A 12,196-nucleotide genomic window follows, 5' to 3' on the forward strand; every position below is an offset into this window, starting at 1 on the left:
GCACGCTAAGGAGACGGGGTGGTGACCCCGGACAGCACGCGGCCCGGGGTGTGCCCATCTCACTCGGACGGGTGCACCCCGGGCCGTACTATCGGCTGAACCGCCTGAGGCTAGAGCTTCGTCCAGGCCTCGGTCAGTGTCGCGCGCAGGATCTGCTCGATCTCGTCGAAGGTCCCCTGGTCGGAGATCAGCGGCGGGGCGAGCTGGACGACCGGGTCTCCGCGGTCGTCGGCACGGCAGTACAGGCCGTTGTCGAAGAGGGCCTTGGAGAGGAAGCCGTACAGGACGCGCTCGGTCTCCTCGTCGTCGAAGGACTCCTTGGTCGCCTTGTCCTTGACCAGCTCGATGCCGTAGAAGAAGCCGTTGCCGCGGACGTCACCGACGATCGGCAGGTCGTTCAGCTTCTCCAGGGTGGCCCGGAAGGCGCCCTCGTTGTCGAGGACGTGCTGGTTGAGGTTCTCCCGCTCGAACAGGTCGAGGTTGGCGAGGCCGACGGCCGCGGACACCGGGTGGCCGCCGAAGGTGTAGCCGTGCAGGAAGGTGTTGTCGCCCTTGTAGAACGGCTCGGCCAGGCGGTCCGAGATGATGCAGGCGCCGATCGGGGAGTAGCCCGAGGTCATGCCCTTGGCGCAGGTGATCATGTCCGGGACGTAGTCGAACTTGTCGCAGGCGAACATGGTGCCGAGGCGGCCGAACGCGCAGATGACCTCGTCCGAGACGAGCAGCACGTCGTACTTGTCGCAGATCTCGCGGACCCGCTGGAAGTAGCCGGGCGGGGGCGGGAAGCAGCCGCCCGCGTTCTGCACGGGCTCAAGGAAGACCGCGGCGACCGTGTCCGCGCCCTCGAAGAGGATCTCCTGCTCGATCTGGTCGGCTGCCCAGCGGCCGAAGGCCTCCGGGTCGTCACCGAAGAGCGCGGCACGGTAGATGTTGGTGTTCGGGACCTTGTGCGCGCCGGGGACCAGCGGCTCGAAGGGCGCCTTCAAGGCCGGGAGCCCGGTGATCGACAGGGCGCCCTGCGGGGTGCCGTGGTAGGCGACCGCGCGGGAGATCACCTTGTACTTGGTGGGCTTGCCGGTGAGCTTGAAGTACTGCTTGGCGAGCTTCCAGGCGGTCTCGACCGCCTCGCCGCCGCCGGTGGTGAAGAAGACCTTGTTGAGGTCGCCCGGCGCGTGGTGCGCGAGCCGCTCGGCCAGCTCCACGGCCTTGGGGTGGGCGTAGGACCACACAGGGAAGAACGCCAGTTCCTGCGCCTGCTTGAACGCGGCCTCGGCGAGCTCCACCCGGCCGTGACCGGCCTGGACCACGAACAGGCCCGCTAGACCGTCCAGGTAGCGCTTGCCCTTGTCGTCGTAGATGTACGTGCCCTCGCCCCGGACGATGGTGGGGACCGGGGAGTTCTCGTACGAGGACATGCGGGTGAAGTGCATCCACAGGTGGTCGTACGCGGTCTGGCTGAGGTCCTTGGTGCTCACGGTTATCGGGTCCTCACGGTCATCGGGTTCCCCACATGTAGGTCTGCTTCTTGAGCTTCAGATAAACGAAGCTCTCGGTGGAGCGCACTCCGGGAATGGCCCGCATGCGCCGGTTGATGACCTCCAGGAGGTGGTCGTCGTCCTCGCAGACGATCTCCACCATCAGGTCGAAGGACCCGGCGGTCATCACCACGTACTCGCATTCGGACATGGCGCTCAGCGCTTCGGCCACCGACTCCACGTCGCCCTCGACGTGAACGCCGACCATCGCCTGGCGCCGGAAGCCCACGGTGAGCGGGTCCGTGACGGCGACAATCTGCATCACGCCCTGGTCGAGCAGCTTCTGGACGCGCTGGCGCACGGCGGCCTCGGAGAGGCCCACGGCCTTGCCGATCGCGGCGTACGGACGGCGGCCGTCCTCCTGGAGCTGCTCGATGATGGCGAGGGAGACGGCGTCCAGGTTGGGGCTGCTGCCGTTCCTGGACTCACGGGAGTCCCTGGGGTCTGCGCTTCGACTGGCCACGACGTCACTGTGCACGACGTCTCGACACTTCCGCAAGGCCGAGGCGATGAAATCCGTCGTTTACGTGACCGAGACCTGCGGATTTCGCAGCGATGGTGCGATCGGGGGTGTTGAAAACGTGGGCCTGCCGATTAGGGTGGGTGTCTCAGCCAGTGGACAGTTCCAACCCCTTCAGGAGGCCGGCAGTGAGCACCGAACTGCGTCGTCTGCGTAACCACATCGACGGTGAGTTCAGGGACGCCGCCGACGGACGGACCACCGAGGTGGTCAACCCCGCGACCGGTGAGGCGTACGCGACCGCGCCGCTGTCGGGCCCGGCGGACGTGGACGCCGCGATGGCCGCCGCTGCCGCCGCCTTCCCGGGCTGGCGCGACAAGACCCCCGCCGAGCGCCAGAAGGCCCTGCTGAAGATCGCGGACGCGTTCGAGGAGCGGGCCGAGGAGCTCATCGCGGCCGAGGTGGAGAACACCGGCAAGCCGATCGGTCTCACCCGGGACGAGGAGATCCCGCCGATGGTCGACCAGATCCGCTTCTTCGCCGGTGCGGCGCGGATGCTGGAGGGACGCTCCGCCGGTGAGTACATGGAGGGTCTGACCTCCATCGTGCGGCGCGAGCCGGTCGGGGTGTGCGCGCAGGTCGCGCCCTGGAACTACCCGATGATGATGGCCGTGTGGAAGTTCGCGCCGGCGATCGCGGCCGGCAACACGGTGGTGCTGAAGCCGTCGGACACGACACCGGCGTCGACCGTCCTGATCGCCGACATCATCGGCTCGATCCTGCCCAAGGGCGTCTTCAACGTCATCACCGGTGACCGGGACACCGGGCGGCTGATGGTCGAGCACCCCACGCCGGCGATGGCGTCCATCACGGGATCGGTGCGGGCGGGGATGTCCGTCGCCGAGTCCGCGTCCAAGGATCTCAAGCGGGTCCATCTGGAGCTGGGCGGCAAGGCCCCGGTCGTCGTCTTCGAGGACACGGACATCGCGAAGGCCGTCGAGGGCATCTCGGTGGCGGGCTTCTTCAACGCCGGGCAGGACTGCACGGCGGCCACGCGGGTGCTGGTCCAGTCGTCGATCCACGACGAGTTCGTGGCGGCGCTGGCGAAGGCCGCCGCCGAGACGAAGACCGGGCAGCCGGACGACGAGGACGTGCTGTTCGGTCCCCTCAACAACCCGAACCAGCTGAAGCAGGTCTCCGGGTTCATCGAGCGGCTGCCCGCGCACGCCAAGGTCGAGACCGGGGGCCACCAGGTCGGTGAGAAGGGGTACTTCTACGCGCCGACCGTGGTGTCGGGGCTGAAGCAGGACGACGAGATCATCCAGAACGAGGTGTTCGGGCCCGTCATCACCGTGCAGTCCTTCTCCGACGAGGAACAGGCCGTGGAGTGGGCCAACGGGGTTGACTACGCGCTCGCCTCCTCCGTGTGGACCAAGGACCACGGCCGGGCCATGCGGATGTCGAAGAAGCTCGACTTCGGGTGCGTGTGGATCAACACGCACATTCCGCTGGTCGCGGAGATGCCGCACGGCGGGTTCAAGAAGTCCGGGTACGGCAAGGACCTGTCCGGGTACGGCTTCGACGACTACACGCGGATCAAGCACGTGATGACTTCGTTGGACGCGTAGTTCTTGCGGGCGGGGGCGCGTGTGGTTCTTCGGCCGCGGGTGCGTGGGGGCTGGTCGCGCAGTTCCCCGCGCCCCTGGGGTGGGTTGGGTGCTCGACAGGGTGTCCGCCGGGCCCCTCTCCGCTCGACGCTGCGTCGATTGTCGGCGCACAGTCCGGGGCGGCATGCTGCGGCAATGCCACTCACGCCGAGGACGCCCCCGCTCTCCCGTAGGACTGTGCTGCGCGCGCTCGGCGGCGGGGCGGTGCTGGGCGGCCTCGCCGGCTGCGGTGTGCCCGCCGCGTACGTGGCCGCGAGCGACCGGGCCGTCACCGATCGCTCCGCCACCGACAAGCGGTTGAACTGGGCGAACTGGCCGCTCTACATCGACACGGACGACAACGACTCGACGAAGCGGCCCACTCTGGACGCCTTCGAGAAGCGGACCGGGATCTCCGTCGACTACGTCGAGGAGATCAACGACAACGACGAGTTCTTCGGCAAGATCAGCCCCGCGCTGATGAACCACCAGCAGACCGGCCGCGATCTGATCGTCATGAGCGACTGGATGTGCGCGCGGTTCGTCCGGCTGGGCTGGGTCCAGGAGATGGACCGCGCGAACCAGCCGAACGTCACCAAGTACCTTGACCCGCTGCTGCGTTCACCCGTCTTCGACCCCGGCCGCAGGCACACCGTGCCGTGGCAGTCGGGCATCACCGGAATCGCGTACGACCACAGGAAGCTGGGCCGCGAGATCCGGCACGTCAAGGACCTGTGGGCGAGTGACCTCAAGGGCCGGGTCACCCTTCTCTCCGGTCTCGACGAGGCCTTCGCGCTGCTCATGCAGGGCAACGGCGTCGACATCACCTCGTGGACGGCGGACGACTTCCACGAGGTCTGCGACCAGGTCGAGAGATACGTCAGGAACGGCCACATCCGCCGCTTCACCGGCAACGACTACACCAAGGACCTCGTCACCGGTGACGTCCTGGCCTGCCAGGCCTACTCCGGCGACGTGATCCAGCTCCAGGCCGACAACCCCGACATCCGCTTCGTCGTCCCCGAGGAGGGCGCGGAACTCTGGTCGGACTCCCTGATGATCCCCGACCGCGCCCTGCACAAGGCCAACGCCGAACGCCTCGTCGACTACTACTACGACCCCGAGGTCGCCGCCGAACTCGCCGCCTGGGTCAACTACGTCTGCCCCGTCCCCGCCGCGCAGGACGTCCTGTCCTCCTCCAAGGACGAGGACACCGCCTCCCTCGCCGAGAACCCGTTGATCTTCCCGGACGCCGGGATGCGCAAGCGGCTGGTGATCGCGCGGGACATCACGTCGAAGGAGCGGGTGGAGTACGCGAAGCGGTGGAACGCGATCGTGGGGTTGTAGGCGGGCGGGGGCCCATGCGCGACCAGGATCGGCAGTCGGCAGTCGGCAGTCGGCAGTCGGCACAAGAGAGGCGCATGACTTCAGAAGCCTTGATCACACACTTTGAAGAGGGCCCGGACCACGACCCCGACGACCCGCTCACCGTCCTTCTGCGTCCCCCTGCCGACTACCTCGGTGTGCCCCCCGGCCGCTACGAGGCGATCCGCCGCGGCGCCGCCCGCCGCAAGCTGCTGCGCGCCGCCGCCGGAGCCGCCCTGACCGTCGGTGTCGGCGTGCTCGTCGTGCTGCCCCTGCGGCCGTCCGCCCCAGGCACCCAACGCTCCCCGACGATCCCCATGGCCCCGCCGACGGCGACCGCCCCCGCGTCCGACAGCTCCGCGTCGCCTCCCCAGAGCCCGGCGTCCACCGAACGGCGCCCGACCGGCCGGGCCTCGGAGGCCACCCGCCCGACCCCGTCCGCCACCCGCTCCGTCCCCTCCGACTCGTCCCCCTCCCGTCCCGCCGCGTCCGCCTCGACCGGCGGGTCGGCCACCCGGGCCCCGTCGACCGAGCCGTCCGCGGGCCGTACCGAGGGGTGACGCACACCACCGCGCATCTCCTCGAACTCTTTTGAACGTGTTCAATTTCAGGCGTACGCTGCTGTCATGAGCGACAGAGCCGCCCGACTCAAGGGCATCCGCGCATGGTTGGTCTTCTTCGTCGTCTGTCTCGTCCTCAGCGGAGCCACGGCCTTTCCGCTGGTCCCCGAACTGCGCTGGGCCGAGGAACTGTTGCGGCACCTTCCCGCGCCGGACGCCCTGACGGACTGGATCACGCGCGTCCGGCGCGGGCTCGACACCGCGGACTCCGACTACCCCTTCCTCCTCTACGGCACGGACTGGCTGGCCTTCGCCCACCTGGTCATCGCGGTCGCCTTCTACGGCCCCTACCGCGACCCGGTCCGCAACATCTGGGTCGTCGAGTTCGGGATGATCGCCTGTGCGGGCATCGTCCCGCTCGCCCTGATCTGCGGACCGATCCGGGGCATCCCCCTGTGGTGGACCGTGATCGACATGGCGTTCGGCGTGGTCGGGGTGGTCCCGCTGTACGTCGTACGGCGGAAGATCAAGCAGCTGGAGGCGCTCACCGCGGCCGCCGACGCCCCGCACAACACCCCTGCGGTGCCCGCTACTTGAGCGCAGCCGTGATGATCCTGCCGATGACCGGGTTCGCGTTCTCGCTCTTCGCGTCGGTGGCGTTGACCGAGTAGACGACGGTGCGGCTCAGATCGCGGGTGGCGGCGATCGCCGAGTTGTAGCCGTACCGGCCGCCGGACTTGCCCCAGTAGACCTTGCCGCCCGACTCGTAGCACTGGAGCCCCGCGCTGTAGGTCGCGCCCTTTATGTGGTCCGGGACGGTGAACATCTCCTCCAGTTGTGGCCGCGGGACGATCCGGCCCCGGAAGAGGGCGGTGAGCAGGCGCTCCAGGTCCGCGGTGGTGGAGATCATGTCCCCGGCCGCGAACCGGTCCGCCTGGTTCCACTCGGTGACGTCCACGAACTCCGTCGTCCCGTCGGCCTTCTTCACCGCCTGGTAACCCCGGTTGTGCGGGCCGAGGATGCGCGGGTCGGTGCCCGGGAAGTACGTGTCCCGCATCCCCGTCGGCGCCAGCACCAGCCGCCTGACCTCGGAGGCGTACGGCCGTCCGGTGACCTTCTCGATCAGAAGGCCGAGAAAGGTGTAGTTGATGTTGAGGTAGTGCTGCTGCTTCCCCGGGTCGAACTCCGGCTCCTTCACGCCTGCGGACGCTGCGACGCGCTGCGGGGTGAGCGTGTCGAAGCGGTGGGCGTACACCTCCTCGAAGGTGGTGCCGAGACCGTCGCCCGCCGGGATGCCGCTGGTGTGGTCGAGCAGCTGCCGCACGGTGACCGGCCGGAACTGCCGGCCGAGGAAACCGGGGAGGTAGCGCTGGACCGGGGTGTCCAGGTCGATCCGGCCCGCGGCCGCCAGGCGCAGTACGGCCGCGGCCGTCACCACCTTCGTCGTGGACCCGGCCCTGAACCGCCCGTTCGGGTCGGCGGCCCGTCCGCTCTCCAGGTCGCGCACGCCCGAAGTGCCGCGCCAGGTGCCGCCGCAGCCCCCGATCCGCACCAGGGCCGCGGTGGCGTCCCCGTCAGGAAGCCCCGCGATCGCCGCGCGCAGCGCCTCGGCATCCGGTGCGGAGGAGCTGCACATGGAGGTAGCGCCAGAGGCGGAGGCGGAGGCGGCGGACGCGGTCAGAGGGCCGGCGCCCAGGGAGAGGGCGAGCGCGAGGGAGCCGGCGAGGACCGTCCTGCGGCGGAGGGCGGGCATGAGGCGGCTCCAGGGGTGTCGGGGTGTCGGTGTTCATCCTGTGACGCCGCGCCGGACCCCGGATCGTCGAGGAGGAGGGTGCCGGACCCTGGCCGTACCCCGAGCAACCGCCGCCGCAGCAAGGGGAGTTGTGCGGGAGAACCCCTAGGGGTGCAGAAAAGTGTTATCGCGGAGTCCTTCACTCCGTCTCCACGGTGTGATCCCCGACATAGCCAACATCACCGGCCCGCCCGAGAGTGTGCCTGCGGAAACGAAGTGACGACGGCACGGAAGGACGACGTGGACACGCGGCAGTGGCGCGACACCATCGCGGCGGCACAGGACGGCGACCGGCGGGCGCTGGACGAGCTCGTCGAGGGCTGGCTGCCACTCGTGTACAACATCGTCGGCCGTGCCCTGAACGGCCATGCCGACGTCGACGACGTCGTCCAGGAGACCATGCTGCGCGCCGTCGACAACCTCGGCAGCCTGCGCGACCCGGACAGCTTCCGGTCCTGGCTGGTCGCCATCGCCATGCGTCAGATACGGGACCGGGCGCGCCGCAGAACCACCGCCCCGCTGGACGAGTCGGCCGCACGCGAGGCCGCCGACTTCGCCGAACTCACCGTACTGAGACTCCAGTTGGAGGGTCAGCGGCGTGAGGTCGCGGAGGCGGCGCGCTGGCTCGACGACGAGGACCGGCAACTACTGTCCCTGTGGTGGCTGGAGGTCGCCGGCGAGCTCACCCGGCGTGAACTGGCCGCCGCCGTCGGCATCAGCCGGCAGCACGCCGCCGTGCGCGTCCAGCGGATGAAGGAGCGCCTGGAGACCTCCCGGGGCATCGTCCGCGCCCTCGACGGCGCCTGCCCTGACCTGCGCGAACTGGCCGCACGCTGGAACGGCCGCGCCGACTCCGTCTGGCGCAAGCGGCTCGCCCGGCACCTGCGTGGCTGCGGCTACTGCGGTGACACCGGCGAGTCCGTCGTACCGGCCGAGCGGCTCCTCGTGGGGATCGCGCTGGTGCCCATTCCGGTCGGGTTCACGCTCTCCCTGGCCCTGGGCGGCAAGACGGCCGCGGCCGCCACGGTCGCGTCGGTGAGCTGGTCCGCCAAGGTCATGAGCGCGCTCACCCACCCCGTCCTCGCGGCCACCGCGGGCGCGACGATCGTTGCGGGCGGCGCGTACGTCGTCACCCAGGCCCCGGACACCCCGCCACCGCGCGCCGTGCTCGCTCCCACGGCGGCGAGCACGCACCGGGCACCGTCCGCGGCCCCGACGCCGTCACCGTCCTCGTCCCCCTCGCCCCCGTCCTCACCCTCGGCGACACCGACCAGGGCGGTTCTCTACGGCAGCGTCGTCGACGCCGTCGACCGGGCACCGGACCCGGGCACCCCGCCCGCCGCCCTGCCGCACCGGCCCGAGACCGGCATCACCAGCACCGGCGGCGCGCACGCCGTCATGAACCACCGCGGGGACGGCGTCACGCTCACCGGCAGGGGCTATGTCCTGGTCCGCTGGCAGATCTCACCGCAGTACCGGTCCGGCAGCCTGGTCATGCCGTCCTGGACCGGCCTCACGGGCAGGCTCTTCCACGTCGCCTCGGGCGGCGGCCGCCGCATGGACGACCCCGTCAGCGCCACCGACCCCACCGCGACCGGCATGGGCACCCCGACCACTGGCTACGCCGTCCCGCCCGCAGGCACCCAGCAGATGTGGCAGAACGAGTACTTCTACCTCGACGGCACCGTCACCCTCACCGTGAACGAACGCGGCGCCGACTACGGCCTCAGCGTCTTCCCCTCCACCTGGGACGCGGCCGAGAAGGACATCACCACCGGCCCCGCCCAGGGCGCGAAGCGCTACGGCCTGGTCCGCGACACCGGCAAGGACGACACCCCCGTACCGCAGTACCTCACCCGGTCGACCCCGGCCGACCCGGCGACCGTGGCTCAGGAGTCCCGCGTGTAGCGCTCCTGCGCATCCACCACCTCGTCCCCGTGATCGTGCGCCCAGACGCCGAAGGCCTGGATCGGCGCGAGCAACGTCCGCCCCAGCGCCGTCAGTTCGTACTCCACACGGGGCGGTGAACCGCCGTACGCCCGTCGTGCGACGAGTCCGTTGAACTCCAGTCGGCGCAGGGTCTCCGTCAGCACCTTCTGGCTGATCCCGCCGACGCGCGCCCGCAGTTCCCCGGGACGTTCCGGTCCGTCCTTGAGAGCCCAGATCAGCACGGCGTTCCAGGTGTTGGAGACCAGGTCGAAGGCGAGCCGGGTGCGGCAGTCGGCCAGGAAGGCCGGGTCGATGGTCACGTACCGAATGGTGCCCGAGCGGCTTCCTACTGTCGTGGGAGATCCGGAGAAACGGCAGATCCGGGCAACAGGAGGAGACGTCATGCGGGTGGGAGTCATCGGCCGGGGCGGCATGGCGGACGCACTGGGCACACAGTGGCGGCGGGCCGGCCACGAAGTGGTCGCCGGGAGCCGCTCGGACGGCGGGCTGCGGAAGGCGGCGGAGGCCGGGACGGACGCGGTGCTGCTCGCGGTGCCGTACGAGGCGGTGGTCGAGGTTGTCGAAGGGCTGGGGGAGGCACTTCGGGGGAAGGTACTGATCGACTGCACCAACCCGGTCGGCCGCGATTTCGGTCTGCTCACGGCGGGCGGACCCTCGGCCGCCGAACGCATCGCCTGCGCCGTGCCCTCGGCCCACGTCGTGAAGGCCTTCAACCTGTGCCATGAGGACGTCTGGCGGCTGACCCCGCCCGTCTTCGACGGCCGCCCCCTCGCGGTGCCGCTGTGCGGGGACGACGAGGGGGCCCTGACCGTCGTACGGCGACTCGTGCGCGACCTGGGCTGTGAGCCGCTCGACGCCGGGGGACTGGACCGGGCGGGCCTCGTGGAGGCGACCGCCGCGCTGCTGATCCGGCTGTGGGTCGGGGAGGGGGCGGACGCGCAGGCGATCGCGCCCCCGCTGGCTCACTCCGGCAGCTGACGTGCCTGCGCCCGCAGCGCGCACAGCACGTCCACGCGGTTCGTCGTGATCGAGTCGACGCCCAGGGCGGCCAGGCGGCGCATCGAACGGCGGGTGTCGGGGGTCCAGACGGAGATCAGGTAACCGTCGGCGTGGGTGCGGTCGGCGAGGTTCTTGTCGATCAGGCCGAAACGGTAGTTGAGCCAGCGGGGCTTCACCGCGTCCAGGAGAGTGGGGCGCGGGGGCGCGAGGGTCGTCCAGGTGAGCGCGATCTCGGCGGACGGGTCGGCTCCGCGTACGGCGAGCATGGCGGTGGCGTCGGCGCAGTAGTAGACGCGGTCCTGCGCGCCGCACTCACGGACGACGTCGACGATGCGGCGGGCCACGTGGACCTCGCGGGTGCCGGGCAGGTCCAGCATCAGGCGGTGGCCGTCGGTGGCCCGCAGTGCCTCCGCGAGGGTCGGCACCCCGCCGTCCGTCAGCCCTCGCACCTCGTCCGCAGACAGGGACCGCAGGGGCCGGTCGTGCTCCCACAGCCGCTTCAGCGTCCGGTCGTGCAGCAGGACCGGCACGTCGTCCCTGGTGAGCCGTACGTCGATCTCCACCGCGTCCGCGCCCCGGTCGAGCGCGGCACGCAGGGAGCCGATCGTGTTCTCACGGACGCGGTAGGGGTCGCCGCGGTGTGCCACGGCCGTCAGCTTGTGCATGCGCCCATTGTGGTGGGCCCAGGGGGTGGACTCAGCGGGCGGGCCAGGCAGCGGTGTAGGTGTCGATCTCGTCCTTGATCCTGGTCTTGCCGGGTTCGTCCAGGAAGGACGCGTCGACCGCGTTCTTCGCGAGGTCGGCCAGACCCCGTTCGTCGAGGTCCAGGAGCCTTGCCGCCACCGCGTACTCGCCGTTCAGGTCCGTGCCGAACATCGGGGGGTCGTCGGAGTTGATCGTGACGATGATCCCGGCCTTCACGAACTCCTTGACCGGGTGCTCGTCGAGGGTGCGGACGGCCCGGGTGGCGATGTTGGAGGTCGGGCACACCTCCAGCGGGATGCGGTGCTCGGCGAGGTGGGCGAGGAGCTTCGGGTCCTGGAAGGAGTGGGTGCCGTGGCCGATGCGCTCGGCACGGAGGTGGGTGAGGGCGTCCCACACCGTCTCCGCGCCCGTCGTCTCGCCGGCGTGCGGGACCGAGTGCAGGCCCGCTGCGATCGCCCGGTCGAAGTACGGCTTGAACTGGGGCCGGGGGACGCCGACTTCGGGGCCGCCGAGACCGAAGGAGACAAGGCCCTCCGGGCGGACGCGGTCGTCGGTGGCGAGACGTGCCGTCTCCTCGGCGGCTTCCAGGCCCGCCTCGCCGGGGATGTCGAAGCACCAGCGCAGTACGGTGCCGAACTCCTTCTCGGCCTCCTTGCGGGCGTCCTCGATCGCGTCCATGAACGCGCGCTCCTCGATGCCGCGGCGGGTCGAGGAGAACGGCGTGATGGTCAGCTCGGCGTAGCGGACCTGCTGGCGGGAGAGTTCCCTGGCGACCTCGTAGGTCAGGAGCCGTACGTCCTCGGGGGTGCGGATCAGGTCCACGACGCTGAGGTACACGTCGATGAAGTGGGCGAAGTCCGTGAAGGTGAAGTAGTCGACGAGGGCTTCGGGGTCGGTGGGGACCTTGGAGTCGGGGTGGCGGGCGGCCAGTTCGGACACGATGCGGGGGGAGGCGGAGCCGACGTGGTGGACGTGGAGTTCGGCCTTGGGCAGGCCGGCGATGAAGGTGTGCAGGTGGTCGGTCGTCGTCATGGGGGCCTCCCCTTGCTGGGCGCCGGGCACGGTGGTGCGGTGCGGTGTGGCGCGGTGATCGGCTGATCGATGCGGTTTCATCGTAGGCGGGGGGTCGGGTGTCTGCGGGCCCGGTGGGGGCCGGTCGCGCAGTTCCCCGCGCCCCTGGGCGG

At 70.2% G+C, this 12,196-nt stretch carries 12 protein-coding genes; 6 read left to right on the forward strand and 6 right to left on the reverse strand.

Annotated elements, in window-relative coordinates:
- Nucleotides 1-110 precede the first annotated feature (110 nt).
- Nucleotides 111-1,475 (reverse strand): aspartate aminotransferase family protein, encoded by a 1,365-nt coding sequence (locus tag OHT57_RS35600; protein WP_328750867.1) that lies wholly within the window; start codon nucleotides 1,473-1,475, stop codon nucleotides 111-113.
- 19 nt (nucleotides 1,476-1,494) lie between these two features.
- Complete coding sequence (locus OHT57_RS35605) at nucleotides 1,495-2,013, reverse strand: Lrp/AsnC family transcriptional regulator (RefSeq protein WP_328750868.1); 519 nt, start codon at nucleotides 2,011-2,013, stop codon at nucleotides 1,495-1,497.
- Between the two features lie 170 nt (nucleotides 2,014-2,183).
- Here OHT57_RS35605 and OHT57_RS35610 point away from each other — a divergent pair, with 170 nt between their 5' ends.
- The 4 genes from OHT57_RS35610 (at nucleotide 2,184) to OHT57_RS35625 (ending at nucleotide 6,163) form a co-directional block, all read left to right on the forward strand.
- Entirely contained in the window at nucleotides 2,184-3,623 is a 1,440-nt protein-coding gene (locus OHT57_RS35610; protein ID WP_328750869.1) for a gamma-aminobutyraldehyde dehydrogenase, read from the forward strand.
- Nucleotides 3,624-3,797: 174 nt separating this feature from the next.
- The gene (locus tag OHT57_RS35615) at nucleotides 3,798-4,988 is read left to right on the forward strand and encodes a polyamine ABC transporter substrate-binding protein (protein ID WP_328750870.1); all 1,191 of its coding nucleotides are present in this window, start codon (nucleotides 3,798-3,800) and stop codon (nucleotides 4,986-4,988) included.
- A 74-nt stretch (nucleotides 4,989-5,062) separates the two neighbouring features.
- On the forward strand, nucleotides 5,063-5,566 hold the full coding sequence (locus tag OHT57_RS35620; RefSeq protein WP_328750871.1) for a hypothetical protein: 504 nt from the start codon (nucleotides 5,063-5,065) through the stop codon (nucleotides 5,564-5,566).
- 66 nt (nucleotides 5,567-5,632) lie between these two features.
- Nucleotides 5,633-6,163: a hypothetical protein gene (locus OHT57_RS35625; RefSeq protein WP_328750872.1), complete on the forward strand. Its 531-nt coding sequence runs from the start codon at nucleotides 5,633-5,635 to the stop codon at nucleotides 6,161-6,163.
- Here the strand turns inward: OHT57_RS35625 and OHT57_RS35630 are convergent.
- Complete coding sequence (locus OHT57_RS35630; protein ID WP_328750873.1) at nucleotides 6,156-7,319, reverse strand: serine hydrolase domain-containing protein; 1,164 nt, start codon at nucleotides 7,317-7,319, stop codon at nucleotides 6,156-6,158. The two genes, OHT57_RS35625 and OHT57_RS35630, sit on opposite strands and share 8 nt — an antisense overlap.
- Nucleotides 7,320-7,598: 279 nt before the next feature.
- On the opposite strand from OHT57_RS35630, the gene OHT57_RS35635 reads away from it, so the two are divergent.
- On the forward strand, nucleotides 7,599-9,266 hold the full coding sequence (locus OHT57_RS35635; RefSeq protein WP_328753417.1) for a sigma-70 family RNA polymerase sigma factor: 1,668 nt from the start codon (nucleotides 7,599-7,601) through the stop codon (nucleotides 9,264-9,266).
- Here OHT57_RS35635 and OHT57_RS35640 read toward each other — a convergent pair.
- Complete coding sequence (locus OHT57_RS35640) at nucleotides 9,248-9,607, reverse strand: winged helix-turn-helix transcriptional regulator (RefSeq protein ID WP_328750874.1); 360 nt, start codon at nucleotides 9,605-9,607, stop codon at nucleotides 9,248-9,250. The two genes, OHT57_RS35635 and OHT57_RS35640, sit on opposite strands and share 19 nt — an antisense overlap.
- A gap of 82 nt (nucleotides 9,608-9,689) precedes the next feature.
- Between OHT57_RS35640 and OHT57_RS35645 the strand changes: the two genes are divergently transcribed.
- Nucleotides 9,690-10,286 carry an NADPH-dependent F420 reductase gene (locus tag OHT57_RS35645; RefSeq protein ID WP_328750875.1) on the forward strand — a complete coding sequence of 199 codons (597 nt, stop codon included), beginning with the start codon at nucleotides 9,690-9,692 and terminating at the stop codon, nucleotides 10,284-10,286.
- On the opposite strand, the gene OHT57_RS35650 is transcribed toward OHT57_RS35645, so the two are convergent.
- Together OHT57_RS35650 and OHT57_RS35655 are read right to left on the reverse strand one after the other, a co-directional pair.
- Complete coding sequence (locus OHT57_RS35650) at nucleotides 10,271-10,972, reverse strand: glycerophosphodiester phosphodiesterase (RefSeq protein ID WP_328750876.1); 702 nt, start codon at nucleotides 10,970-10,972, stop codon at nucleotides 10,271-10,273. The genes OHT57_RS35645 and OHT57_RS35650 overlap by 16 nt on opposite strands.
- A gap of 31 nt (nucleotides 10,973-11,003) precedes the next feature.
- Nucleotides 11,004-12,125, reverse strand: a complete 1,122-nt coding sequence (locus OHT57_RS35655) for an adenosine deaminase (protein ID WP_443053518.1) — start codon at nucleotides 12,123-12,125, stop codon at nucleotides 11,004-11,006.
- Nucleotides 12,126-12,196 lie beyond the last annotated feature (71 nt).

It is taken from the genome of Streptomyces sp. NBC_00285, from assembly GCF_036174265.1.
GTDB lineage: Bacteria > Actinomycetota > Actinomycetes > Streptomycetales > Streptomycetaceae > Streptomyces.